Annotated in this window: 23 protein-coding genes; 19 read left to right on the forward strand and 4 right to left on the reverse strand. The window is 33.4% G+C overall.

Features of this window, described 5'->3' with window-relative positions; genetic code table 11:
- Positions 1–141: 141 nt before the first annotated feature.
- From JN11_RS01615 to JN11_RS01685, 15 genes are all read left to right on the forward strand, one after another.
- Positions 142–975 carry a polysaccharide biosynthesis/export family protein gene (locus JN11_RS01615; RefSeq protein WP_144908966.1) on the forward strand — a complete coding sequence of 278 codons (834 nt, stop codon included), beginning with the start codon at positions 142–144 and terminating at the stop codon, positions 973–975.
- Between the two features lie 12 nt (positions 976–987).
- Positions 988–3381: a GumC family protein gene (locus JN11_RS01620; RefSeq protein ID WP_144908968.1), complete on the forward strand. Its 2394-nt coding sequence runs from the start codon at positions 988–990 to the stop codon at positions 3379–3381.
- A 52-nt stretch (positions 3382–3433) separates the two neighbouring features.
- On the forward strand, positions 3434–4942 hold the full coding sequence (locus tag JN11_RS01625) for a lipopolysaccharide biosynthesis protein (RefSeq protein WP_144908970.1): 1509 nt from the start codon (positions 3434–3436) through the stop codon (positions 4940–4942).
- A gap of 183 nt (positions 4943–5125) precedes the next feature.
- On the forward strand, positions 5126–5968 hold the full coding sequence (locus JN11_RS01630) for a hypothetical protein (RefSeq protein WP_144908972.1): 843 nt from the start codon (positions 5126–5128) through the stop codon (positions 5966–5968).
- Positions 5969–5973: 5 nt separating this feature from the next.
- Entirely contained in the window at positions 5974–7029 is a 1056-nt protein-coding gene (locus tag JN11_RS01635) for a hypothetical protein (RefSeq protein WP_144908974.1), read from the forward strand.
- A gap of 22 nt (positions 7030–7051) precedes the next feature.
- The gene (locus JN11_RS01640; RefSeq protein ID WP_144908976.1) at positions 7052–8314 is read left to right on the forward strand and encodes a protoporphyrinogen/coproporphyrinogen oxidase; all 1263 of its coding nucleotides are present in this window, start codon (positions 7052–7054) and stop codon (positions 8312–8314) included.
- Between the two features lie 7 nt (positions 8315–8321).
- Complete coding sequence (locus JN11_RS01645) at positions 8322–9401, forward strand: acyltransferase family protein (protein ID WP_144908978.1); 1080 nt, start codon at positions 8322–8324, stop codon at positions 9399–9401.
- Positions 9402–9444: 43 nt separating this feature from the next.
- On the forward strand, positions 9445–10413 hold the full coding sequence (locus tag JN11_RS01650) for a GT-D fold domain-containing protein (RefSeq protein WP_144908980.1): 969 nt from the start codon (positions 9445–9447) through the stop codon (positions 10411–10413).
- A gap of 20 nt (positions 10414–10433) precedes the next feature.
- Complete coding sequence (locus JN11_RS01655; RefSeq protein ID WP_144908982.1) at positions 10434–11108, forward strand: acyltransferase; 675 nt, start codon at positions 10434–10436, stop codon at positions 11106–11108.
- A 45-nt stretch (positions 11109–11153) separates the two neighbouring features.
- Complete coding sequence (locus tag JN11_RS01660; protein ID WP_144908984.1) at positions 11154–12272, forward strand: glycosyltransferase; 1119 nt, start codon at positions 11154–11156, stop codon at positions 12270–12272.
- Positions 12273–13502, forward strand: coding sequence for a hypothetical protein (locus JN11_RS01665; RefSeq protein WP_144908986.1), 1230 nt, complete (start codon positions 12273–12275; stop codon positions 13500–13502).
- 14 nt (positions 13503–13516) lie between these two features.
- Entirely contained in the window at positions 13517–14407 is an 891-nt protein-coding gene (locus JN11_RS01670) for a glycosyltransferase family 2 protein (protein ID WP_144908988.1), read from the forward strand.
- A 15-nt stretch (positions 14408–14422) separates the two neighbouring features.
- A complete protein-coding gene (locus tag JN11_RS01675; RefSeq protein ID WP_144908990.1) occupies positions 14423–15355 on the forward strand; it encodes a glycosyltransferase in 933 nt (310 codons plus the stop codon).
- 2 nt (positions 15356–15357) lie between these two features.
- The gene (locus tag JN11_RS01680; protein WP_246138922.1) at positions 15358–15900 is read left to right on the forward strand and encodes an acyltransferase; all 543 of its coding nucleotides are present in this window, start codon (positions 15358–15360) and stop codon (positions 15898–15900) included.
- Between the two features lie 42 nt (positions 15901–15942).
- Positions 15943–16701, forward strand: a complete 759-nt coding sequence (locus tag JN11_RS01685) for a WecB/TagA/CpsF family glycosyltransferase (RefSeq protein ID WP_144908994.1) — start codon at positions 15943–15945, stop codon at positions 16699–16701.
- Positions 16702–17015: 314 nt separating this feature from the next.
- Here the strand turns inward: JN11_RS01685 and JN11_RS01690 are convergent, their stop codons facing one another.
- Positions 17016–18464 (reverse strand): glycosyl hydrolase family 79 C-terminal domain-containing protein, encoded by a 1449-nt coding sequence (locus tag JN11_RS01690; protein ID WP_144908996.1) that lies wholly within the window; start codon positions 18462–18464, stop codon positions 17016–17018.
- A gap of 284 nt (positions 18465–18748) precedes the next feature.
- On the opposite strand from JN11_RS01690, the gene gmd reads away from it, so the two are divergent.
- From gmd to rfbA, 4 genes are all read left to right on the forward strand, one after another.
- Complete coding sequence (gmd, locus tag JN11_RS01695) at positions 18749–19864, forward strand: GDP-mannose 4,6-dehydratase (RefSeq protein ID WP_144908998.1); 1116 nt, start codon at positions 18749–18751, stop codon at positions 19862–19864.
- Between the two features lie 6 nt (positions 19865–19870).
- Entirely contained in the window at positions 19871–20812 is a 942-nt protein-coding gene (fcl, locus tag JN11_RS01700) for a GDP-L-fucose synthase (protein ID WP_144909000.1), read from the forward strand.
- Between the two features lie 135 nt (positions 20813–20947).
- Complete coding sequence (gene rfbD, locus JN11_RS01705) at positions 20948–21805, forward strand: dTDP-4-dehydrorhamnose reductase (protein WP_144909002.1); 858 nt, start codon at positions 20948–20950, stop codon at positions 21803–21805.
- Between the two features lie 12 nt (positions 21806–21817).
- Positions 21818–22687, forward strand: coding sequence for a glucose-1-phosphate thymidylyltransferase RfbA (gene rfbA / locus JN11_RS01710; protein WP_144909004.1), 870 nt, complete (start codon positions 21818–21820; stop codon positions 22685–22687).
- Between the two features lie 9 nt (positions 22688–22696).
- Here the strand turns inward: rfbA and miaA are convergent, their stop codons facing one another.
- The 3 genes from miaA to JN11_RS01725 form a co-directional block, all read right to left on the reverse strand.
- Complete coding sequence (miaA, locus tag JN11_RS01715) at positions 22697–23611, reverse strand: tRNA (adenosine(37)-N6)-dimethylallyltransferase MiaA (protein WP_144909006.1); 915 nt, start codon at positions 23609–23611, stop codon at positions 22697–22699.
- A gap of 71 nt (positions 23612–23682) precedes the next feature.
- Positions 23683–24330 carry an IS1096 element passenger TnpR family protein gene (locus tag JN11_RS01720; protein ID WP_144909008.1) on the reverse strand — a complete coding sequence of 216 codons (648 nt, stop codon included), beginning with the start codon at positions 24328–24330 and terminating at the stop codon, positions 23683–23685.
- Positions 24331–24443: 113 nt separating this feature from the next.
- A complete protein-coding gene (locus tag JN11_RS01725) occupies positions 24444–25862 on the reverse strand; it encodes a CCA tRNA nucleotidyltransferase (protein WP_144909010.1) in 1419 nt (472 codons plus the stop codon).
- Positions 25863–25885 lie beyond the last annotated feature (23 nt).

Consider the following 25885-nt stretch of genomic DNA (forward strand, 5'->3'; position numbering starts at 1 on the left):
CTTAATATTAAGAGAGTTTTATTAACATTTATGTATCTTTATGGCATTTAATTAATTAAATGCCTGCCCTAGGCTTAATTTAAATGCAATTTCCTATATTCATAATTATTAGCAGCCATTAAAAATATTAAACTCTTATACATGAATAAATCTTTTAATTGGAGATTTTTTTTATTTACTCCCGTAATATATCTTTCGTTGATGTTCGCATCGTGTTCATCAACTAAGAATATCAAGTATTTTGCAGATATACCAGATTCTGGAAAAACAATAACTATCCCAATTGCTAATTACACTGAACCTAAGATTCAAGTGGACGATATTATGACAATTGTGGTTACTACTGTTGATCCAAGTGCTACACTATCTATTAATCAGGGTAATATACCAATTAATAATGTTGCCACTATGGCTGGGTCTGGGGGGAGTGCTAGTATGGCTTTGGGTGCTACTACAGTAAGTGGCTATTTGGTTGATAAACAAGGGAATGTGCAGATTCCAATATTAGGGGAATTTCATCTGGTCGGATTAACAACTGAAGAAGCTGGTCAAGTAATTAAGACTGCGGCCGGCAAGTTCTATAAAGATGCCTCAGTTATTGTGCGATATGCCAATTTTAAAATTACGGTAACAGGAGAAGTCACAAGACCATCCGTTTATGTAATGCCTAATGAAAAGGTTTCCATTTTAGATGCATTATCGGTTGCAGGTGATTTAACAATATACGGTAAAAGGGAGAACATACTTTTACTGAGAGATAATGGTGAGGGTACAAAAATCGCTTATAGAATTAACTTAAATAAGAGTAATATAATGAACCAGCCTTACTACTACTTAAGGCAAAATGACTTTATATATGTAGAACCTACACAAGGTAAAGCGGCTGCAAATGATTTAGGTCAAACGCGGACGATTGCAATAATAAGTTCAATTTTAACTGTAGTAATTGTAATAATTAGCAGGATTAATTTCTAGTTTGAAAAATACATGAGTAATCAATTACAAAACACCAATAACAACTATAAAGACTTTACAGAAGAAGAGAGTTTTGATTATAAAGAATTATTGGGGAAAATTATATCTAGCTGGTACATATTTGTTTTTAGTATAGCGATTTGTGTATCTCTTTCCATTTTGTATTTAAGGTATGCTACCCCAGATTATAAAATCACCAGTAAACTTTTAGTGCAGGATGAAAAAAGTAGCCCTTCAGGAGGACCCAGCAATGCAATGATGACTGATTTTTCCAGTCTTTTTGACTTACCAAGTAATGCCCAAAACGAAATTGACATTATAAAATCCCGATCCCTGATGGAGAAGGTTGTGGAACAGCTGAAATTAAATTTAACTATTTTCAGAAAAGGACGATTCAAATCAGATGAATTGTTTTATGATTCCCCATTTGAAGTTAGTTTGTCAAGTAAAACAGATTCAATTAGCTCAGCACTTTATGAGATAAAAATTGCTGAGAATGGAGTGATTAATGTTTTGAGCAGCCAGAATGATATCAACATCAATACAAAGTTTGATGATTCTGTTAAATTGAAAGAGTATAGCTTGATATTTAAGAAGATTTTACCAAAAGTTGCTGGTACTTATTTACTATCTATAATACCTAAAGATAATGAGGTTGAAGCATTGTCAAAAAGTTTAGATGTGCAATTATCAGATAAACAAAGTACTACTATTGATATAGCATTTATTTACCCTGTTGCAAAAAAAGGAGAGGTTATCTTACAATCTTTAATGAATAATTATATCCAAAGTAATTTGGAGAATAAAGTTCAGACTGCAGATAGCACCGTTGCGTTTATTGATAGAAGGTTAATAATTGTTCAAAAAGAATTGTCTGGTGTTGAAAAGGATTTTGAAGGGTTTAAGAAAGAAAATAATCTGGCAAATATTGAGGAACAATCCAAAGCTTTAGTTACTGGTGCAAACGATTATTTTAATCAGTTAAATGTGATTGAAATACAGCTTTCAGTAATCAATGATTTAGAAAAGTATGTAACAAATCCTGCTAATAAAAACATAATACCAAGCTCATTAACAGATCAGGACCCGGTATTTGCTGACGCTATTGGTAAATACAATGATCTTTTAATTGAGCGTAGCAAAATGGAGTTGTCTTACAAAGAAGATAATCCGCTTGTGAAAAGTTTGGACAATCAGATAAGCGAGGTCAAATCTAACTTAATTAAAAGCTTTGAAGCTTATAAAAAAGGTTTATCAATTAGTAAAAAAGAACTTGTAACACGTAATAGTTTATTTACAAATCAAATAAAAAGTGCTCCCGGGAAAGAGCGGGTATTTCTCGATTATTCAAGGCAGCAAACTTTAAAGCAGGAGCTTTATCTCTATCTATTGCAAAAAAGAGAAGAAACTATGCTAACTAAAACCTCTACTATTTCAAGCACAAGAATTATTGACAATGCCAAAAGTGACCGTTTACCAATTAAACCAAACAGGAGTTTAATTCATCTTATTGGTTTAGCCCTAGGTATATTACTGCCTTTTATTTTTCTATATTTTAAAAGTGCATTGACTATAAGGATATTTTCAAAACAAGATATAGAAAAACATACCCAAATACCGATAGTAGCCGAAATTGGTAATAATATTGAAAACAAAAACTTAGTTGTAGTTGAAAATTCCAGGTCTGTTATTTCGGAGCAATTCAGGAGTTTAAGAACCAATTTGCAGTACTTGATAAAGCAAAATGACCCTCAGATAATTATGTTAACATCAAGCATGAGCGGTGAAGGAAAAACATTTATTTCGCTTAATTTGGGAAGCACTTTAGCAATTACAGGCAAAAAAGTACTTTTTATGGAGTTGGATCTTCGTAAACCTAAACTTACATCAAGTTTGGGCCTGGAAAATTTAAATGGGTTTACCAATTGTGTAGTTTCTGAAAATAATGATTTAGATTCTTACATTCGCCCATTAACTTTCAGCGAGAATTGTTTTTTAATGAGTTCTGGTCCTATTCCACCCAATCCTGCCGAAATATTATTGAATGAAAAGGTACCTCTGATATTTGCTGAGCTTAAGAAAAAGTTTGATTTTATCATAATTGACAGTCCCCCTGTTGGCCTTGTTGCTGATTCGCTGCTTTTGGAAGATTATGTAAACTTATCGCTTTATGTTGTTCGTCAGGCTTATACCTTTAAATCGCAGTTGGATATTTTGAACAAGCTGGTGGCAGAAAAGAAACTGAAGCATGCTTATCTTGTAGTAAATGATATTGCAACCCAAAAAGTGGGATATTACGGCTATGGCTATGGATATGGCCATGGCTATGGTTATGGCGATTACATAGAAGGTGCAAAACCAACATTTTTTGAAAGAATCAATAGCTGGTTTAAAAAGAAAAAATAAGTGTATTTCTTTTAATTGTTCAATGATTTCTTATAACTAAATTGGGTTTAAAATGAATAGCAAAAGAAAAGTATCAACCATCTGGAACTTTTTCTTTTTAAATCTGAGAACTATTATTGCCATAGTTAATGGTATTTTAATTGTCCCTCTCTATCTGCATTATATAAATATCAATTTATATGGTGCATGGTTGGCTACAGGTAATATTATGATGTGGCTTAGCATAGCCGACCCTGGTGTGGGAGACGTATTACTACAAAAAGTGGGGAATGCATTAGGGAAAAATGATAGAAATGAAATCGGTTTGGCCATTACTTCAGGATTGTTGATTTCCTTATTATTGTTTGTCACCGTTTTAGGTATTGGCCTGGTCTGTTCTTATTATGTCGGTACTATTATCAGATATACTGGAAAGGATGTGGGAATCCTCATAACTTGTTTTCGTTTAGCAATAATTGGAACATGCTTTAGTTTACTGGCAAATACCTTTAACAATATTTTATTAGGTTTTCAAAGAACTAAAGAGTTTGGATTCTATTCAACCTTGATAAGTGTATTTTCAATTGTTTTTAATATTGTGTTGCTAATAAGCGGCGCTGGTATTTATTCTATTGCATATACATTTTTGATAAGAGGGCTACTCACAGTTCTTTACTCCATGGTTCATTCTTATATTGTTTTAAAAAGAGAGAACATAAGCTATAAACTTGATATGAGTTACACTAAATCACTCATAAACATATTCATTTATACCTTTTTTGGTAAAACCTTTAATTCTTTATCGGGGAATATTGACCTGATAATTGTCTCCAGGTATTTGGGACCTGAGGCCGTAACATTGCTTGAACTTTCCAGACGTCCAATAAGAATTTTGACAGGTTTTGTTAATAATATAACGATTTCGGCTTTGCCTGCGTTTTCACATCTTTCAGGCTCATACGATAAAGACAAATTCAAGCATTTAATAACCACATCTATAACTTATATCATATGGGTTACAGGATTTATTGTAGGCGGCTTACTTTTGTTTGATAGCGATATTGTAGCTATATGGGTTGGGAAAATTCATTATTTTGGCAATACGAACAATATAATCTCCTGTTTTGCTTATTATTTATTGTCTATAACATATAGTATATCTAACATTCTTTATTCTTTTGGTGATATAAAAAAGAATAATCTTGTAATTATAGCGCGTAATTTGATCTATTTATTGGTCGTAGCAGTTTTTGTTAGTTTATGGGGAATTACCGGTGAGTTGCTTGCTTTTTTAATATCAATTGTTCTTTTAAATTGCACTTATTTCCCGATCCGGATTTTAAAGCTGGCAGAATTAAATAAGGCTGAATTTTGGGGTTTAATAAAAGAGATACTTGTCGGATTGTTGTTTTTTGGCTTATGTGCAATTATAACTCCACCCGGCGTTTCGGGAAATAAGATCGTTTTTTTATTTAGCTGTGGATTGGCTTATACCATAATTTATTTAATTTATTATTACACTATTTCATTACAATTTAGAGCGATAGTAAATGGAAAATGGAATAGCTTTAGAAGCAAATAAGCTGGATATTTACTATTCGAATTTATACACAGGGTTTTATGTGAAATTAATATAAAAAGTAATAAAATGGTTTGCTAGGTGTATGCCTGCATTCGAACAATTATTAAATGAATTGGTCTTGAAGAAGGTTGATAGATATAAACATTATATAAAGTATATAGTTAAAAAAGGAAGGGTATATAAATGAACAATTCATATTCCATTTTTGTCAATACGACTGATCGATTTGAGGATTGCTGGTATCCATTCTTTAAGTTATTTGGCACCTATTGGCCTGATTATAAAGGTAAAATATATTTAAATACAGAGTATAAAGAGTTTAGTTATCCTGGACTTAATATCATATCAGTAAAGAACAGCTCAATAACCAAAGACGCTGATAAAGTAACCTGGAGTGAATGTTTGATACGGGCTTTGAATGTAATTGATGAGGATATAATCTTATATATGCAGGAAGATTATTTTCTTAAAGCACCCGTAAAAACTGAAACTGTAAGTGATTTCGTAGGTAGAATGAAGGAAAATGATATTGATTGTTTACATCTTACAGATCAAAACACAAAAGGGCCTTTTTCGCTATCTGAGTATACAGATTTATGGATTATAGGGCAAAGTGCACTTGATAGGGTATGTTGCCAGGCCGCTTTATGGAAAAAAGAAATTTTACTTCAATATATAAAGACTTGGGAAAGTCCTTGGCAGTTTGAAACCAATGGTACCAAAAGGGCTAATTTACTGCCGCATAAGTTTTACACTGTAAACAGAAATATATATAAGTTAAACATAAATGAAATTGTACCCTATATATTTACCGGGGTAGTGCAGGGTAGATGGTATGAAGGAGTGATAGAACTATTTAAGGAAAATAATATCTATGTTGATTTTAGGAAAAGAGGATTCTTAAAAGATGCGAAGCCTAAAACACTTGCGGATAGATTAAAGAAGAGATGGAGAAATCTTCCTACAGAGTTATTATCTTCTTTATACTTGTTGAAATTGAAATGCAAATTGAAAATTTTTAATTAGAAATTATGCGTGCAGATAACCATAAGGCTTCCTTAGCTTTAAGCCCCAATTATGGAAAAGAGGCAATCGTTGGAAAGATAAAGAGACGGCTAAATTCTATTTTTGTAAATAAAATAGCCAATACATCTTTTCAGTTTAAAATTTATAAATCTTATTGGCATTACCGTTTGATGGCTAAATCCAAAAATGAAAAGGATGAAACAGTAAAAAAAACTCAATATATAACGTTGCGACCCAATTATGGGGCAGGTATTGGGCATCAGTTGGCGAATTGGAACTCTGGCTTATATTTTTCTAAGTATTTCGGTCTTAATTACGCCCATTCACCTTTTTCTACAGAAAAATGGGAATATTTTTTAGGGTTTGGAGAAAATGAGGTACATGCACATGAACTGAAAAAGAAGCATTATAGAATAGTACAATTACCTAGATTTGATTCTGAAAATCAGGATGAAATAGATTTAATTGACCGCATAATTAATTCATACGATAAAGAAAATGTTTTGTTTTGCCTGGAAATTGATCAGGGGTATATGCGCCAATTTGATACTTATAAAAGTTTGTCTGACAAATTTTTCGGGGCGGAGGCAAGGAAAAATGATAAATTGATTTATGATTCTGATTGCTTAAATATCGCTGTTCACATCCGTCGGCGCATGAAAATTGAAACTGAGGATGCATGGAAATCCAGGGGATTGGATAATCAATATTTTGCCAATGTTTTAAGTACGGTAGTTGAAAATATAGGACAAAACAAAAAAGTAGCCTTGTACCTGTTCTCGCAAGGTGAGGTTGAGGATTTTCCTGAGTTTGATAAATTCAAAGACATAAATTACTGTATGCAAATGGGGCCGGTTGACAGTTTCCTACATATGGTATTTGCTGATGTGCTTATCTCAAGCAAGAGTTCATTTTCTTATAAACCAGTGTTAATTTCAAAAGGAATAAAAATTTGTCCTGGGTCTTTCTGGCATCAATATCCATCCGCAGATGATTTCATTATTAGTGATGATAATGGTGATTTTGACATTAATCAGTTAAGATCGAGCTTGCAAGTTTAAATAATAGAAGTGCAATACATTTATGAAAGATATTACAATAATCGGGGCAGGCATTTCAGGATTAAGCATTTCAAGAATGCTTGCCAACAAATACAATGTTAGAATATTGGAAAAATCTGAAAAACCAGGCGGGTTAATAAAGTGTGATAGGATAGAGGGTAATTTATTTCACAAAGTTGGAGGACATGTTTTCAACAGTCGGAATAAAGACGTTTTAAATTGGTTTTGGCAGCATTTTAACCGAGATAATGAATTTTTGCAGGCTAAAAGAAATGCAAAAATATTTATGGACGGCAAGCTTATTGGGTATCCTTTGGAAAATTATTTATACCAGCTTTCTTCAGAGAAGATGCTACCTGTTATAGAGGAACTACTTGAGCTACTTCAAAAAGAAAAGAAGAATATTCAGGATTATGAAAACTTTAAGGATTTTTTAATCGGTAATTTTGGCGAACGTCTTTATAATCTATATTTTGGTCCATACAATTCCAAAATATGGAATACTGATATTAGCAAAGTTCCACTCGAATGGCTTGATGGTAAACTCCCCATGCCTCAAATAAAAGATATTCTGATTAGTAATATTTTAAGAAATGAAGAATCACAAATGGTGCATGCTTTTTTTTATTATCCTAAAGCTGGTGGCTCACAATTTATTATAAACAAACTTGCTGAACAGCAAGAAATTACCTTGTCCTATTGCTTATCAACTATTTCATTAAATAAAAATCAAAAATTGATAATAAATAATGAATTAGCAAGTGATGCTGTTATTTATACAGGTGACATACGGCATTTACACTCAATTATTAATATCGATGATGGTGAATTAAATATCGCCCTTGAATCGGTAAAAGATCTTCTTTCTAACGGAACATCAAACGTCTTGTGTGAAACAGATGATAATGATATTTCGTGGTTATATCTACCTGAAGATAAGTTTAATGCGCATCGCATTATTTATACAGGTAATTTTAGCAGCACCAATAACGGTGAAGGCAGCAGAAAAACTTGTGTTGTTGAGTTTTCTGGAAAACAGGATACTGATGTTATGATTAATGAATTGAATATTTTACCAGGGAATTTAAAAGCCCTTGCTTTTAATTATGAGCCCAACTCATATATTATTCAGCAAAAAGATACTCGTGATAAGGTAAATCACTTAAAAAGTTTATTAAAAAATTACAATATATATCTTCTGGGCAGATTTGCAGAATGGGAATATTATAACATGGATAAGTGCATTGAAAGCGCGATGCAGTTAAATGCATTGCTAACTTACTAATGGAGGCATGAAAAATAACGACATAAAAGAAGTTCGCCCTGATAGATTTAAGGAATTGGATGCATTAAGGGGAATAGCTGTGCTTGGCGTATTGCTATATCATTATACGGTAGCGTATGATTATCATTATAACTTGGATAGCACAGGGAAATTTCATTTTATATACGGATTTTTAGCTGTTGAACTTTTTTTTATGATTAGTGGCTTTGTAATTTTGCTTACCCTTGAAAAAAGTAAAAAAAAGGCTGATTTTTTAGTCTCTCGCTTTTCACGCTTGTACCCCGCCTACTGGGCCTCAATATTTTTGACAACATTATTAATTACACTATTCCCAATTCCAACGCTGGGGCATTATACGGCAAAAGAAATTGTTATTAATTTAACCATGCTTCAGGGGTTTGGAAAAATCAGGCTGATAGACCAAGTGTACTGGACTTTGAAACTTGAACTTATTTTTTACGGGATAATGTATATTATTTATGCCGCAAAGCAATTAAAGAATATTGTTTATATATGTTTTCCCTGGTTGACTATTTCTGTGTTGTCTTGTCTGTTTAAAATACCGTTAAAAAAGTATCTTGATGTACTTCTTATTTTGCAATATGCCCCACTTTTTATTGCGGGTATTAATTTTTACAAGTTAAAGAGTAATAGTGGTGGGCCGATGTCCCATTTATTAATTGTATTAAGTTTATTAGTCGAATTTTTGTGGGTTTATCATACGGATGTTGACAATAGTTATTTGTCAGTGATGATTTTTTTGACTGCTTTTTATTTAATCTTCTATACTTTTGCCTATAAGGGGCTTCCAATCTTAAAAAATAAGCTTCTTCTGTTTTTTGGGACAATTTCCTACTCACTTTATTTATTACATAATGTAATTGGATATGTAATTATTTATAGGTTGAGAACAATTTCCGACAAACAGTTGTTTTATATTCCGATTACATTCGTGGTTGTTGTATCACTTGCTGTCCTAGTAACTTTTGGCGTGGAAAAACCGGCATTGAAATTAATAAGGACGTATTATAAAAAAAACAAAGTCCCCACTGGAATGAAAGCTACCGATGTAGCTCAGTTACCATAATCATGAAGTATTTGATTGTTAGTTTATTTAATTAAAGAACACTTTGAAAAATATTTTAAAACTACCGTTAGGAGTATTAAAAAAAGCATATTCTGTAACTGATCCAGACGCTTCTAATTTTGGTCGCAATTGGAAAATGTTTCCTAACAAGGAATATGCTTCAGAACTTATATATGAAAAATTAATAGCTGATGAACCATTTATGATTGCGCGAATTGGTTCAACCGAAGCATTATGTTTAACAAATTATTTGGCCGTCAAATACCCCAATAAATTCAAAAACGTAAAAACTTATATAAAGGGCCAAACGCCGCCATGGTGGTGGGAGAAAGCAACAATAGATCAAATGCAAAGGTGGTCTGGGTTCTTTCCGGGAAATATAGAAAAGATCGAACAGTTTTGTGAGCTAATGTTATCAGATTTATTGAATGTTGATTTACTTGGTTCTTGGCTTAAAGAGGAAAAGTTTTTTAGTGAGCATCTAATCAATGCCAAACGAGTAATGCTTGAAGATTTGGAACCTTTTTTTGTAAATAAACCGTGGACCGCTGCTTTAGCAAATAAAAAGGTTTTGGTGGTACATCCTTTTGAGGAGACCATACAACAACAATTTCTGATAAAAGATAAACTTTTCGATAATAAATTATTGCCTGATTTTGAATTAATAACTATTAAAGCTGTGCAAACTATTGCTGGCGAAATATCAAATTTCAATGATTGGTTTGAGGCTTTGGATAGTATGAAAGAAAAAATTGCAGCCATCAATTTCGATATATGTATTTTAGGTTGTGGCGCCTACGGATTGCCGTTAGCATCTTATGTTAAAGGACTTGGAAAAAAGGCAATTCATTTAGGAGGAGTAACACAATTATTATTTGGAATAAAAGGAAAACGGTGGGAGAATTTTATTGTTTATCCTTACGAAAACTTATATAACGATTTTTGGGTTAGGCCTGGAGAGAAAGAGCGTCCCCGGAACGCACAAATTGTTGAAGGTGCTTGTTATTGGTAAATGATACTATTGTTATCTATATGAAGAATTTAATGAAAATGCTATTGTGTTTTTTTAATAAAATGTTAATAGCCTTCAGTTTTAGTAAAATACCATTAAAAACAAATTCGTTTTTCAGATTTTCAATAAAAATATCACCTAAAAACAAGCTTGATTTCCAGAAGGTCTTTTTTGAAAAAAGTGGTTTGATAATCAATGGTTCAGGTAACATACTCCGAATTAGAGATGCTATCGTATCACACTCAGCTATTAGAATAGATGGGGAGAATAATCAAATAGATATAGCAGAAGGAGTAAAGCTGAGAAGCGCTAATATCACTATCAGAGGAAATAACTGCAATATTAGTATTGGTAAAAACACAACGTTTGGAGGCATAAGAATAATAAATGCCGGTCTGGATAATGCGATATTTATTGGTGAAAACTGCTTATTTGCAGATCATATAGAATTATGGGCCAGTGATACGCATAATATCTATAATAGTGAAGATCAAATAATTAATAAAGAAAAGCCTGTTTTTATAGGTAACAATGTATGGGTTGGAAGTAGGGTTATTATCCTTAAAGGTACAACAATCAATGATGGCAGTATTATAGGTATGGGAAGTCTTGTAGTGAATGATGTACCAGCAAAAAGTATCTCAGTAGGCAATCCCAACAAGCCTGTTAAAAATGATGTCAAATGGAGTTTATAATTGTTAGAATAATAGCAGCATTATCAGTATAGAGCAACATAATTTATGAAAGTATTACATATTTTTAATGAAATTAAGTTTTCTGGTGCTGAAATTATGTATTCGAACGCAGCACCATTATTCAGGGATAAAGGATATGAGTTAGTTGCGATAAGCACTGGAGAAAGTGTGGGCGATTTTGCCAAACAATTTGAAGCTACAGGTATTCCCGTTTTTCACCGACCATTTAAAAGAGACAGTAAGAATCCATTTTATATTTTCAATTATCTGAAACGCATTATCCAGTTTATAAAAGATAATGATATTAATATCATCCACATTCATCGGTCAAACGTCTTTTGGTATTTTTCACTGTGCGGGTATTTAACCGGAAAGAAAACCATTATGACTTTTCACAATGTTTTTAAATCAAGAAGCATCTCGTGGATTAAGCATTACCTACTGCGTTTAACAGCTAAAAAATGGTTTCATTTAACTTTTCAAACTATTGGTGAAAGCGTTTACCTAAATGAGCTGAACTATTATAAAAACACTACTGTTCAGGTAAATAATTGGTTTGATTCAAACAGGTTTTATCCATTAACGAATTCCAACGAAAAGCTTTTAATAAAAGAGAAGCTGAATATCGATAATGATGCATTTATAATAATATCTACAGGTAGCTGCAGTACTATTAAGAATCATTCGGATATTATCTGGGCATTATCCATACTGGTAAAAAAAATGCACATTGTATATATTCATTTAGGTACAGGTAATTTGGAAGGCCAAGAGAAAGCATTAGCTACTGAACTGGGGGTAGCTAAAGAAGTACTTTTTTTTAATAACAAAACAAATGTACGCGACTATTTAGTTGCATCAGATGTTTTTGTGATGACCTCTAAATTTGAAGGCCTTAGTATTGCGTCTATTGAAGCAATGGCTTGCCAATTGCCTTCTGTTTTATATAACAGCCCAGGTTTAAGAGACCTGATCAAAAATAATGACTATGGGTTATTAATTGCCCCCCGTTATAACATTTTGGCAGAAAGTATTTTTAATATTTGGCAAAATCCTGAGCTGGCAAAACAACGAGCTTTAAATGCATTAAACAATGTGAATTTAAATTATTCGATGGAGGCTTCTGTGAATAAAATATCTATGATTTATAACGGCAATTTATAAATGAAGTATAAGAAACTAATATTTTATTTGCTGATTTTTATTGCAATAGGAGATACTTTGTCAAATATTGGCAACGCCGGTTTTAATGATGAGTCCTTTACTCCATTATCGTTTATTGTAAAATATTTAGCATTATCAATAATAATATATTTTAGTAGTAAAAGTAATTGGAATGAGGATATACCTACTATTATATCGCTATTGTTAAAATTATTTTTAGTTTGGAATATATTTACAATTATTCGCGGTGCATTTTTTGCAATTGATTACTGGGATTGGAAGTTTTTGTTGCTTTCTTCTCTGCTCTTTTTTCTTATTCCAATGGCCTTTTTCTTGGGGAATAATTTTTATTTGGTCAGGTTAATATTAAAATACATTTTAAAGTATTTTTTCACTTTTGGTTTTTTGATAATTCCGCTGGCTATAGTAACTAATCGTGAGCTTTATTCGCGTTTAATGATTCCTATCAGTGTTTTTATTCTTTTAATTCCTTATTTAAAACCCAAGTGGCGTAAACTGATTTTGTTTATAGCTGTTGTTTCAATATTAATTGTTATTGATTTTAGATCAAATATTATAAAAACTTCAATTTCTTTACTCATTTTATCGCTCTATTATTTTCGAAGGTATGTGCTACAATCATGGATAAAGGTTATTCACATACTTATATTTGCCTTGCCTCTTTTAATTCTTTATCTAGGTGTTAGTGGGCAATACAACATATTTGTAGAAACGTCTCAAAATAATAGCTATACTATAAAGGCCCAAAAGGGTGATTTAGGAAATGAAGATTTAGCAGCAGATACACGGACTTTTTTATATGTAGAAGTGTTGACGTCGCTTGCTAAAAATGGCACCTTATTAATGGGTGAGGGAGCATCAGGAAAATATAAAACAGATTATTTCGACACATTTGCCGATCATAGAGGGCGTTACGGTTCGGAGGTAGGCTTTCTAAATGTACTTCTTTACTCTGGAATTATTGGCGTGGTTATTTATTTCTTAATTTTGTTTTTTGCCTCTTATTTTGCCATCAATAATTCCAATAATTTTCTTTGTAAAATGCTTGGCCTATTAATTGCAGGAAGATGGCTACTGTTTTTCATAGAAGAATTTACAAGCTTTGATCTGAATACACTTTTTACATGGTTGGTAATAGGTTTAGTATGTACAAGAGAATTTAGAATGATGAACGAAAGAGATATGAAATTATTTTTTAATGTTTTGTAACAAACAAAAGCAAAATGATCTTTATCGTAATACCTGTTTTTAATAGAAAAGAATATACACGTGAATGTATTTACTCTTTACTTAAACAGCGTACAACGGCCTTTAAAATTATTGTTGTTGACCATGGTTCTGTAGATGGAACATCTGAAATGATTATAAACGAATTTCCATCAGTTGTATTATTGTCAGGCGATAATAGTCTATGGTGGACAGGAGCAACTAATATTGGGGTTACTGAAGCGCTTAAACTATCAACATCAGGCAGTGATCTTGTGCTTACTCTTAATAATGATTTAGTGGTTAATCCCGATTATTTGGAGCAACTTTTGTTAGTATATGAGCAAAATAAACCCTGTTTAGTAGGTTCTACATCCGTTTATTTTGATGATAACGAAAGAATCCAGTTTGCAGGCATATCCTGGAATTCTTATTTGGCAAAGTTTAAAAGTAACCCTGTAAATAATCGTCAGTATTCATCAATTGTAAATCAAGTAAGTTACTTGCCAACGGATTTATTAACAGGAAGAGGAACATTAATACCAATTAGTGCATTTAAAGAAGTAGGGTTATATGATGAAGAAAAATTCCCTCATTATGCTGCTGACGAGGATTTCTCTTTAAGTTGCAAAAGGAAAGGGTATAAATTATTGGTTTCGGTTAGCGCATGCGTTAAAAGTCATGTTAGAGATACTGGTATTAACTTTAAACATAATAAATTAAGTTTCCGCCAGTTTTTTAAAACATTATATTCTATTAAATCAGCCAATAATCTCTCCATTAGATATAAGTGGGCAAAAAAAAACTCTCCTATTCCTTACTTTTATTTTCTTATGGATGTTTTACGGATATTTGGCTCCTATTCCAGAAGTTTATTGGATAGCAGGTTTGGTAAAAGTTATAACTAATAAAAGCAATGTTAAATGACTACTAAATTAGCACCAATTGTAATATTTACATATAAGCGGCTTGACACGTTAAAAAGTTCAATAAATTCATTGAGAAAATGCAAATTATCTTTGGATAGTGAGTTGTTTATATTTTCAGACGGGCCTAAAAATGAATCGGATATTTTTTTAATTAACGATGTTCGTGATTACGTGAAAAGTATAACGGGATTTAAAAGTGTAGAATTGTTTTTTTCTGAAAAAAATAAAGGTCTGGCTACTTCTATTATAGGTGGAGTATCAGCCATATTTGAAAAACATGATACCGTTATTGTGCTGGAGGATGATTTGGTGTTTTCACCTGGATTTCTGGTGTTTATGAATGAAGCCCTAAATAAATATGCTAATACTCAAAATGCATTTTCCGTTTCGGGTTATTCATTTAATTTAAAAAATAAAGGGCAAACTAAAGAAGATGCTTACTTTTTAAGTAGAGGATGGTCTTGGGGATGGGCAACATGGAAAGACCGGTGGTTGAGCGTAGATTGGGATGTGAAATCTTACGAAGATTTTAAAGCAAACAAAATACTGCAGAAATCTTTTAATAGGGGCGGTAGTGATCTCTCATCTATGCTACAAAAACAAATGAATAAAAAAATTGATTCATGGGCAATACGCTGGTTTTATCATCAATTTCGGGTTCAGGGACTTACCTTATATCCAGTCTACTCGCAAGTACTGAATATAGGTTTTGACGACATGGCTACGCATACAACTGGTTCAGCTTCGCGATACTTACCCAAAATGGATAAGGATTTAAAAGAGGAATTTATTTTGCCGGGAAAAGTGGAAGTTAATAAACAGTTCCAAAAATATTTTCAACGCAAAATGGGTATTGGTTCACGACTGAAATCGAAGATTGCTACTTTTTTAATTTACATTTTGAGGTACTTGAAACTTAAAAAATGATTATGGGTAGTTTATTCAGAAAAATCAGGGATATTTATTTAGTTAAAGTCAAGTGGAGAACATATTCTATTGGGAAGAATTTTCATGCTGGGAGGAATGTCTTTTTATGGGGGAAAAACGGAATAATTATTGGCGACAATTGTTACATTGGCAAATATTCTGTGATTGAAAGCAGCGTAAAAATAGGCGATGATGTATTGATGGCAAATTTTGTTGCTATTGTTGGAAGATATGATCATCATTATCAACAGATAGGATGTTCAACAAGGATGGCATCGGCAATAAGAGATAATGACTATAATTGGTTAGGAAAGGATACTTTTACCACTATTGAGAATGACGTTTGGATTGGTTTTGGAGCAATAATTTTAGGCGGTATTAACATTGGTACGGGTAGCATTATAGCTGCAGGCTCGGTAGTTACAAAAGATGTAGCCCCTTATTCAATATATGCTGGTAACCCGGCAAAAAAAATAAAAAACCGTTTTGAAAATCAGGAAGACTTGAAACGGCATATAGAAATTTATAAAAAAAATAAAATATAGAGTTATTAGTTTTTAACAGGTAGCTTAATACAGCCATAATTAATGGGTTCACAGACTAAAATAACTAATAACTATAAGGAAATAACCTGTTTAGGTTACAATATTTTTGTTGATGACCTAAGCGTAATTCCGCTTGATAAAAAAATAGTATTAAATACGATTAATCAATACTCGTATTGCATTGCTGAAAAAGATGGAGAATTTAGGGATGCCCTTGCCCAATCAGACATCTTACTCCCTGATGGCGTTGGCATTGTATTAGCCGTAAAATTATTTACAGGTATTAAAATAAAGAAAATAGCTGGGGCCACAGCACACAAACATTTATTATCAGAATTAAATAAAAAAAGTGGAAGATGTTTCTATCTGGGGTCTTCATTGAATACACTAAATAAAATAGAAGAAAGACTAGCAACAGAGCATCCAAATATAACGGCGAAATTTTACTCGCCACCATATAAACCAAAGTTTAACGAAAAGGATAACGAACTTATACTAGATATTATAAACTCTTTTAAACCAGATGTGCTGTTTGTAGGCATGACAGCACCTAAACAAGAGAAATGGGCATATGAGTTTAAAAATAAATTGGATGTTAATGTAATTTGCTCAATAGGTGCTGTATTTGATTTTTATGCCGGTACGGTAAAAAGACCGAGGAAATTCTGGATCAGGTTAGGGTTGGAGTGGTTTATTCGGTTATTAAAAGAGCCTAAAAGAATGAGCAAAAGGTATTTACGTTATGGTCCATTTTTTATTTATATGATTTTGAAAAAATATTACCAGATAAAGTCCTCATAATATACTTAAATGGCGATGCAATATTGAGACAGAAACAACACTATAGATATTTTCAGATTTATAGCAGCTTTTTTATCATATTACTGCATGTTCAATGTGGCCATGCTAATGAAAATATTGTAAGCATAGTTCGTTTGCTTGGCAGGTGGGGCGTACCATTTTTTATGACTAGTGTTACCTTTATGAAAAAAGTTTAAGACGGTCTGAATTTAGCGCGTGTAAAGACAGGAAAATGCATTAAACTGGGGCCGGAGTAGACTACATAAATGCCGTTCTGTTTTTAGAATGGCATTTATGCAGTTAGTTTATTTTTATTATTGACGAGGTAGTGTGACTAAGGTAGCACTGCCCGCAGGAATATTTATATTAAATGAGCCATGCTGAGGAAGGATCGTCTCTTCCGATTTTGCTTTCCATACCCCCAGACGGTTAATAGATGAACCACCCATGGTTATAGAATCTTTACTTGATACAGAAGGAGCCAGTAATTGTATTACCTTTCCAGTTCCATAACTTGATTTGGTAGCAATGTTGATAGTAGCACTGTTGTAAGGGTCTTTGTTAAGCAGCGTTAAAAATATTGTTTGATTTTTACCCAGCACAGCATAAGCTTTTATTGCTGTATTGGATGAGTTCGATTTAATAGGAAGCAATTGCCCCTGACTTGCAAGGTGAAAGAATAGCATACCATAGTAAAGCGGTTGAGGCTCTATAACTTTACCTTTGTTAACAGAAATAGGGGTAAAGCCTCTTCCTCCACCATGAAAATTTATCCCCTGGGCATTATTTTGTGCTACTGTGAACATAAAATCGATGCCCCATAAGGCTGAAGCAAACCTGTCCGCAACTCCGGAGCCCTCATCAGCATAATTATTACATTCAGATATTCTGTACTTCACATTTTTAATTCTTGATAAAGAATCTACAAAATGTGATTTGTTGTATGCTGTAATAACGGCATTATTACCTAACAGTTGACCTACATTATTCTTAACATTATTTTCCCCAACCGGATAATCATGATAAGTAATAAAACTAACTCTATTATAAAATTTATTAATAAATGGGGCTATAAATAAGTCCGGATGAACCGAGGCCGGTCCGCATATTGGAACGTTTGGTGGTAGTTTGTTTTTTATTATTGAAATATGCGGTGATAAATCATTATAATAATTTGCAAAATTACTTTTATACAAGCCTTCAGGTTCATTGCCAATTTCAAATGCTTTGATAACATCACTGCCTTTTCGCCACGCATAACTTACCTCATCATGAGTCCTCTCAGGAGTAGAATGAGGCAATTGTATCCCCAGGATAACTTTCCATCCAATTGGCCTGACAAAAGCAAATACAGAGTCCAAATCAGAAGTTGCTATAGAATCTGTAAGATAATAGTTGCTGCCTTTTGACATTATAGCATTACGCTCATGATTACCCCATGGAACGAAATTTCCATAATATCCATTTAATCTTAAAACACCATTTCCCAAACCGGCCATCAAGTTTTTAAATTTTACATGATTTGATCGGAAATAAACACTATCTGTTAAAGAAGTAATCTCATAACTCAAACCTAAAAAATCATTTGGTATCTGAATTCCCGGATGCAAATCATCAATTTTGATATTAATATTTAATGATTGGTTTTTATTAACCCCTTCATCATAGTGTTTTTTTACTGGTTTTTTAGAAAGATAGATGGTAAAAGAACACAATCCAATGAGTATTAATGCCAATAATGATTTTACTGTAAGTGATTTCATAAGAAATTAGATTATTAAAGTATGAACGTAACAAATAACCTGTTGTTATTGTAAACAATAATATAATGAGAGTAATAATTGCAATTAAACTGTTATATAAGTTCTAAATTCGTTATTTGTTTTTAATAATGTGTGCACATTAGAAAGAATTAATATCGAGCATTTTTTATTAAATTAATAATTAATAGAGCCATTTGATAAAAAGTAAATGGTATACATTATGATTTTTGAATAATGCTTATATTTGACATCTTACATCATTTATAAGTCAAAAAAAGCTATCTATGAAAAAAATTGCTCTTTTAACAGGAATTACAGGCCAGGACGGCGCCTATTTAACTGAATTATTATTATCAAAAGGATATGAAGTACACGGCATTAAACGCCGTAGTTCTTTATTCAACACCGACAGAATAGATCATTTATATCAGGATCCGCATGATGAGAATAAAAATTTAATTTTGCATTATGGTGATTTAAGTGACTCAACTAACCTTATAAGAATAATTCAACAAGTTCAGCCAGATGAAATTTATAATCTGGGAGCAATGTCTCACGTTAAGGTGAGTTTTGATACCCCTGAGTATACTGCCAATGCCGATGGTATTGGTACGTTAAGAATTCTGGAAGCAGTTAGACTATTAGGACTTGCTAAGAAAACAAAAATATATCAGGCTTCAACTTCTGAATTATATGGATTGGTTCAAGCTGTACCCCAATCTGAAACTACTCCATTCTATCCGCGCTCTCCTTATGCAGTGGCTAAGCTCTATGCTTATTGGATAACCGTTAACTATCGCGAAGCATATGGAATATATGCTTGCAATGGGATTTTATTTAATCACGAAAGTCCGTTACGTGGTGAAACGTTTGTAACAAGGAAAATTACCAGGGCAACCGCTAAAATAGCAATGAACTTGCAAGAGAAATTGTATCTGGGCAACCTGGATGCTCAGCGTGATTGGGGACATGCTAAAGATTATGTAGAAGCTATGTACCTGATTTTGCAACAAGAGGTAGCAGAAGATTACGTTATTGCTACTGGGGTAACTACCCGGGTTCGTGAATTTGTAAGGCTCGCTTTCGCTGAACTTGGAATTGAAGTTGGATTTAAAGGAGAGGGCATTAATGAAAAAGGATATGTAGTGAGTTGCTCTAATCCGGATTTTCAGGTAGAAATAGGAAAAGAAGTAGTGGCTGTAGATGAAAAATACTTTAGACCTACTGAAGTTGAATTACTAATTGGAGATCCTACTAAATCAAAAACAAAACTAGGCTGGGAACCAAAATATGATTTACAGGGTTTGGTAAAAGAAATGGTTGCTGCTGATGTTGATTTATTTAGAAGAGAAAAACTTTTGAAAGACTCAGGTTATGCTATTAAAAACCAGTTTGAATAATAGCTGATGGAAAAAGAATCAAAAATCTACATTGCCGGTCATCGTGGGATGGTTGGGTCTGCCATACACCGCAAACTGATAAAAGAAGGATATTCTAATTTTATTCTCCGTACTTCGGATACACTCGATTTGCGTGATCAACAACAGGTAGCTGAGTTTTTTAAACTCGAAAAGCCCGATTATGTATTTTTGGCAGCAGCTAAAGTAGGAGGTATTGTAGCTAATAATACCTACCGTGCTGAGTTTTTGTATGACAATTTGCAGATTCAAAATAATGTTATCCATAACTCCTATCTAAATGGTGTTAAAAAATTAATGTTTTTAGGGTCTAGCTGTATTTATCCTAAGATGGCTCCACAACCATTAAAAGAAGATTATTTGCTTACCGGTTTGCTTGAATCAACAAATGAGCCTTATGCCATTGCTAAAATCGCAGGTATAAAAATGTGTGATGCTTATAGGGCACAGTACGGCTGTAATTATATTTCAGTTATGCCTACTAATCTTTACGGCTATAATGACAATTATCATCCCCAAAATTCACACGTATTACCTGCGCTTATTCGCCGTTTTCATGAGGCAAAAGAACAACAGCTACCAGAAGTAGTAATCTGGGGAACCGGCTCGCCTAAGAGGGAGTTTTTATTTGCTGATGACCTGGCCGAAGCATGCTATTATTTGATGCAAAATTATAACGAAGAAGGGCTGGTTAATGTAGGTACTGGCGAAGATTTATCAATAAAAGATTTGGCTTTATTAATAAAACGAATTGTTGGCTATCATGGAGAAATTAAATTTGATACTTCCAAACCTGATGGCACTCCAAGAAAGTTAATGGATGTAACCAAAATTCATGAAAAAGGCTGGAAACATAAAATTGAATTAGAAGAAGGCATAAAATTGGCCTATAATGATTTTTTATCCAAAGAAAGCATTACTGCCAGATAAAACATTTATACATAAAAGAGAGTTGTTGAGTAAGTGATTTTACCATTTACTCAACAACTCTTTTCATTACAAGGAAATTAATAAATAAAGATATTTACATGGTATGTTTGCCATTATCAAACAAACCTCACATCTATGAATAATATTATTGTTTTTGGCGCTTCTGGTCAGTTGGGTCAATGTCTAAAAAATATTGCGTCAAAAAAAGTAATTACTAATATATATTTTCTCTCGTCAAGTGAAGCTAATATATTAGATACAGAGACTTTGAAAAAAGTTTTTGAAGCTTATAATCCCGAGTATGTTATAAATTGTGCAGCTTATACTGCTGTTGATAAAGCAGAAGATGATCAGGAAATGGCTTTGAAAATTAATAAAACAGGAGTTGAAAACTTAAGCCATGCTTGCGTAGAACATAGTTCAACACTTATTCATATATCTACTGATTTTGTTTTTAAGGGCGATAAGGCCAAACCGCTTACAGAAGTTGACGAAACAAAACCTGTAAGCGTATACGGAAAAACAAAATTGGATGGAGAAAAAGTTATTGAGTCTCTCTTAAAAAAAATCTTTATTATTCGTACAGGTTGGCTGTACTCCGAATATGGGAATAATTTTGCCAAAACCATGTTGCGCCTTGGATCCGAAAAAGACGAATTGAAAATTATCGCCGATCAGGTTGGAACCCCAACTTACGCTATTGATCTGGCATCAACTATACTACAAATAATTAAAAGTGGAAACACAGCTTACGGAATTTATCATTACAGTAATGAAGGGGTAACTTCATGGTATGATTTTGCCAAAGCCATATTTGATATAGCTGATATTGAAATAAAAGCAATTCCGGTAAAAACGGAGGAGTATCTTACTAAAGCAACACGTCCGCCTTATTCTGTATTGGATAAAAGTAAAATTAAAAAGGAATTTAACTTAGAAATTCCTTATTGGCGGGATAGTTTAATAACTTGCATCAACAAGCTAAAACAATAATATTAAGGTTACATGAAAGGAATAATTTTAGCAGGCGGATCAGGCACCAGGCTTTATCCCATAACAAAGGCCATAAGCAAGCAATTGATGCCGATTTATGATAAGCCGATGATATACTATCCGTTGTCTGTTTTAATGCTGGCTGATATCAGGGAGATTTTAATTATTACTACCCCTGAAGATAATGAAAGCTTTAAACGTCTACTAGGGGACGGTAATGAGTTAGGATGTCATTTTGAGTTTGCTATACAAGAAAAGCCTAATGGACTTGCCCAGGCATTTGTGATAGGTGAAAAGTTTATCGGGGATGATAAAGCCGCACTGATTTTGGGCGATAACATATTTTACGGAGCTGGTTTTAGTAAACTTGTTCAAAGTTTTAATAACGTTGAAGGAGCAGCCATATTTGCTTATCCGGTTGCCGACCCTGAAAGATATGGTGTCGTAGAGTTTGATGAAGATTTTAAAGCAGTATCTATTGAAGAAAAGCCGGTTCACCCAAAATCAAATTTTGCAGTACCTGGGCTTTATTTTTATGATAACAATGTTATAAAAATTGCAAAAAATTTAGAGCCATCGCCACGCGGAGAATATGAGATTACCGACGTAAATAAATATTATCTGCAACAAGGTGATTTAAATGTAGGCGTAATGGATAGAGGCACAGCATGGCTGGATACAGGTACATTTGATTCATTAAGTGACGCTTCAGAATTTGTTAGGGTAATTGAAAAACGGCAGGCTACAAAAATTGGCTGTATTGAAGAGGTTGCCTACCGTATGGGATTTATTGGCGATGAACAGTTGAAACTGTTGGTTGCAAAATATATAAAAAGCGGTTACGGAGCCTATTTGCAAACCTTACTACCTCAAAGAACTTAGGTGCTTCATTTATTTGATTGCTGATACCATTTCAGCAATCAAATCTTTATTGTCCGGTCTCATCCAGATTATTTCCTTGTCTCTTCCAAACCAGGTAATTTGCCTTTTAGCAAACCTGCGTGTGTTTTGTTTAATTAGTTCGATTGCCCTATCCAAATCAATTTGTTCATCAAAATAATTAAACAGTTCGCTATAGCCTACAGTGTTTAAAGCATTTAAATGTCTATAAGCTAAAAGAGATTTTACTTCCTCAATTAGGCCATTTTTTACCATTTCGTCAACTCTATAGTTAATTTGCTGATAAAGTTTTTCCCTTGGCAGGTTCAGGCCTAGCTTTACAACCCTAAATGGGCGTTTGTTCACATTTAATTTACGGAATGATGAAAATGGTTTGCCGGTACTTTCAAATACCTCTATGGCTCTTATTAAGCGCTGTGGGTTGTTGAGATCCACCTGTTCGTAATAAACAGGGTCAGCAATTTTTAGTCGTTGTTGCAAATCAGCTATTCCTTTTTCTTCAAACTCCAGGTTTAGTTTTTCTTTTAAGCCAGGCCGCATGTCAGGAAATTCATCAAATCCTTCACACACAGCTTTTATAAATAAGCCCGAGCCTCCTGCTAATATGACATAATTGTGTTTATCAAAAAGCTTATTTAATAGCTCAAGCGCCTGTACTTCATAGTCCCAAGCTGTGTAGTTTTCTGTAATTGATAAGTTATTAATAAAAAAATGCTTAGCGGCCGCCAGTTCCTGCTTTGAAGGTTTAGCAGTGCCAATTGACATTTCTTGATAGAATTGTCTTGAATCAGCAGACAGGATATCCGTTTTATAATGATGGGCTAATTGAATAGCAGCAGCAGTTTTACCGGAAGCAGTGGGGCCGATAATTACAATAAGGGTTTTTTCTGATAGTTCATCATTCATAATTGATTAGAAAAATCTGATTGATTATTAATGTAGAATTATGAATAACAAACTATCAGCAACAGACTCAATTAATAATCATCACCACCTGACAATTTAGCGTCATCATCAAATCCTTCATCGTCATGAAATTCACTGCCAAACTCATCATCTTCCTCATCGTCCAGTTTCTTTTCTTCTTCGTCCTCTTCTCCGGAATCTGCTATTTCAGAAAACTCTTCAGCATCGTCTTCGCCATAAGTCATTTCGTTTAAGAAATCAAATTCATCACTTTCAGCAGGAGCGATTGGGGTATTTAATATATTACCAAATTGTTTCGGTGCTTCGCCTACAGATTTTATAACTGCAGGATAAACAACGCCCGGTGTTTCATCCAATATGATTTTCATTAATTCAACATGAAAATCAAAAGGCCGGTCAAAGTTAAAGGTGTAATAAAACTTTTGATGAGGATCATCAATATAGCTCAATAGTTTTACCTTATCCATTAAGGCAATCTTTCGATCTATCCTTTTTTGGTTGGGTAAATAAGTAATTTCTTCCCCTTTCATCCATTGATCATTGCTGATATAAAATGATGAAGGATATTCCGAATTATAACCGGTTGACTGATGGATAGCTCTGTGAAGGTCCTCAAATGTTTGATTTGATTTTACATCAATTTCCCTTATAACATCATCGTAGTCTTCAAAAGTAATCCTGAACCTGTATAGCGCCATTTTTAGTATTTTTTACAAAAGTAATAATGTTGATTTAATTTACGATTTTAGATTGCGATTTGTGAATTCTTTAAGGCTTATTTAAAAATTCTGCCTTCTTAACAGTGGACTATCTAAAACTGCAAATCGTTACCCACAACTTTTAAGCCAATTTCTGTTCCTTTAATAATGGTAAAATTCAGCGCAGCTTCGCGCGAGTTAGGGATTTCGCCTTCAAGTATAGCTTCCCTTATTTGATTTTTAATAATACCTACTTCCCGGCCCTCTTTTATACCGAACAATTGCATAATATCTGTGCCGGTTACAGGTGGTTGCCAGTTGCGGATACTATCCCTCTCCTCTACATCTTTTAATTTTTGCTGAACGAGTTCAAAATTCTGACGGTATTTTTTTACTTTATATTCATTTTTTGTGGTAATGTCTGCTTTGCATAACAGCATCAGGCTTTCAATATCGTTACCTGCCTCAAATAATAAACGCCTTACAGCAGAGTCTGTAACTATTGATTGTGCCAAAACAATAGGGCGTAAGTGCAATTGTACCATTTTTTGCACAAACTTCATTTTTTCATTTAACGGTAATTTTAATTGGGCAAATATTTTAGGAACCTGACGAGCCCCCCGGTCTTCATGACCATGAAATGTCCAGCCGTGGCCTGGTTCAAAACGCTTTGTGGCAGGTTTTGCAATATCATGCAATATAGCAGCCCATCGCAGCCAAAGATCGTCTGTGGTTTCGCAAATATTGTCCAGTACCTGTAAAGTGTGGTAAAAATTGTCTTTATGGCCCTTTCCGTCAATGTACTCCACACCGTAAAGCGCAACCATTTGTGGGAATATTTTATGCAGCAAACCCGTATCAAACAAATAATTAAAACCTATTGATGGTTTTTTAGATAAAATAATTTTGTTCAATTCATCTGTTATTCTTTCTTGCGAAACAATACTTATTCTTTCTGTATTTTCTTTAATGGCTAATACAGATAACTCATCAATCCTGAAATTAAGTTGTGAGGCAAAGCGTATGGCTCTGAGCATGCGCAATGGATCATCAGAAAACGTTTCAACTGGGTTTAACGGTGTTCTTATTAGTTTTTGATCCAAATCAGCTATCCCGTTAAACGGATCTAACAATTGACCGTAAGCTTCTGGATTTAAGGAGATAGCCAGCGCATTTATAGTAAAGTCACGCCGTTTTTGATCATCTTCCAGCGTGCCATCTTCAACTATTGGTTTTCTTGAATCAAGACGGTACGATTCTTTACGAGCACCAACAAATTCAATTTCGAGGTCCTGGTATTTAAGTGACGCCGTTCCGAAGTTTTTGAAAACAGAGAGTTTAACGTTTAACTTTTTTGCAACACTTTCTGCAAATGAAATTCCGTTACCTATTACAACTATATCAATATCCTTTGACGGCCTTTGTAAAAAAACATCACGTACAAAACCCCCAATTGCATAAACAGGTATATTATGTTCAGCAGCCAGTTTTGAAATTACCGGGAATATAGAATGTTGGAGGTGTTGTTTCATTAAATTAAAAATTTATTGATCTC

The organism is Mucilaginibacter frigoritolerans (assembly GCF_007830615.1).
Lineage (GTDB): Bacteria > Bacteroidota > Bacteroidia > Sphingobacteriales > Sphingobacteriaceae > Mucilaginibacter > Mucilaginibacter frigoritolerans.

Bases quoted from the DNA above. Each gene is read 5' to 3' on its own strand.
- JN11_RS01615 (WP_144908966.1), top strand. From the start codon at position 142: ATGAATAAATCTTTTAATTGGAGATTTTTTTTATTTACTCCCGTAATA.
- JN11_RS01620 (WP_144908968.1), top strand. From the start codon at position 988: ATGAGTAATCAATTACAAAACACCAATAACAACTATAAAGACTTTACA.
- JN11_RS01625 (WP_144908970.1), top strand. From the start codon at position 3,434: ATGAATAGCAAAAGAAAAGTATCAACCATCTGGAACTTTTTCTTTTTA.
- JN11_RS01630 (WP_144908972.1), top strand. From the start codon at position 5,126: ATGAACAATTCATATTCCATTTTTGTCAATACGACTGATCGATTTGAG.
- JN11_RS01635 (WP_144908974.1), top strand. From the start codon at position 5,974: ATGCGTGCAGATAACCATAAGGCTTCCTTAGCTTTAAGCCCCAATTAT.
- JN11_RS01640 (WP_144908976.1), top strand. From the start codon at position 7,052: ATGAAAGATATTACAATAATCGGGGCAGGCATTTCAGGATTAAGCATT.
- JN11_RS01645 (WP_144908978.1), top strand. From the start codon at position 8,322: ATGAAAAATAACGACATAAAAGAAGTTCGCCCTGATAGATTTAAGGAA.
- JN11_RS01655 (WP_144908982.1), top strand. From the start codon at position 10,434: ATGAAGAATTTAATGAAAATGCTATTGTGTTTTTTTAATAAAATGTTA.
- JN11_RS01660 (WP_144908984.1), top strand. From the start codon at position 11,154: ATGAAAGTATTACATATTTTTAATGAAATTAAGTTTTCTGGTGCTGAA.
- JN11_RS01665 (WP_144908986.1), top strand. From the start codon at position 12,273: ATGAAGTATAAGAAACTAATATTTTATTTGCTGATTTTTATTGCAATA.
- JN11_RS01670 (WP_144908988.1), top strand. From the start codon at position 13,517: ATGATCTTTATCGTAATACCTGTTTTTAATAGAAAAGAATATACACGT.
- JN11_RS01675 (WP_144908990.1), top strand. From the start codon at position 14,423: ATGACTACTAAATTAGCACCAATTGTAATATTTACATATAAGCGGCTT.
- JN11_RS01680 (WP_246138922.1), top strand. From the start codon at position 15,358: ATGGGTAGTTTATTCAGAAAAATCAGGGATATTTATTTAGTTAAAGTC.
- JN11_RS01685 (WP_144908994.1), top strand. From the start codon at position 15,943: ATGGGTTCACAGACTAAAATAACTAATAACTATAAGGAAATAACCTGT.
- JN11_RS01690 (WP_144908996.1), bottom strand. From the start codon at position 18,464: ATGAAATCACTTACAGTAAAATCATTATTGGCATTAATACTCATTGGA.
- gmd (WP_144908998.1), top strand. From the start codon at position 18,749: ATGAAAAAAATTGCTCTTTTAACAGGAATTACAGGCCAGGACGGCGCC.
- fcl (WP_144909000.1), top strand. From the start codon at position 19,871: ATGGAAAAAGAATCAAAAATCTACATTGCCGGTCATCGTGGGATGGTT.
- rfbD (WP_144909002.1), top strand. From the start codon at position 20,948: ATGAATAATATTATTGTTTTTGGCGCTTCTGGTCAGTTGGGTCAATGT.
- rfbA (WP_144909004.1), top strand. From the start codon at position 21,818: ATGAAAGGAATAATTTTAGCAGGCGGATCAGGCACCAGGCTTTATCCC.
- miaA (WP_144909006.1), bottom strand. From the start codon at position 23,611: ATGAATGATGAACTATCAGAAAAAACCCTTATTGTAATTATCGGCCCC.
- JN11_RS01720 (WP_144909008.1), bottom strand. From the start codon at position 24,330: ATGGCGCTATACAGGTTCAGGATTACTTTTGAAGACTACGATGATGTT.
- JN11_RS01725 (WP_144909010.1), bottom strand. From the start codon at position 25,862: ATGAAACAACACCTCCAACATTCTATATTCCCGGTAATTTCAAAACTG.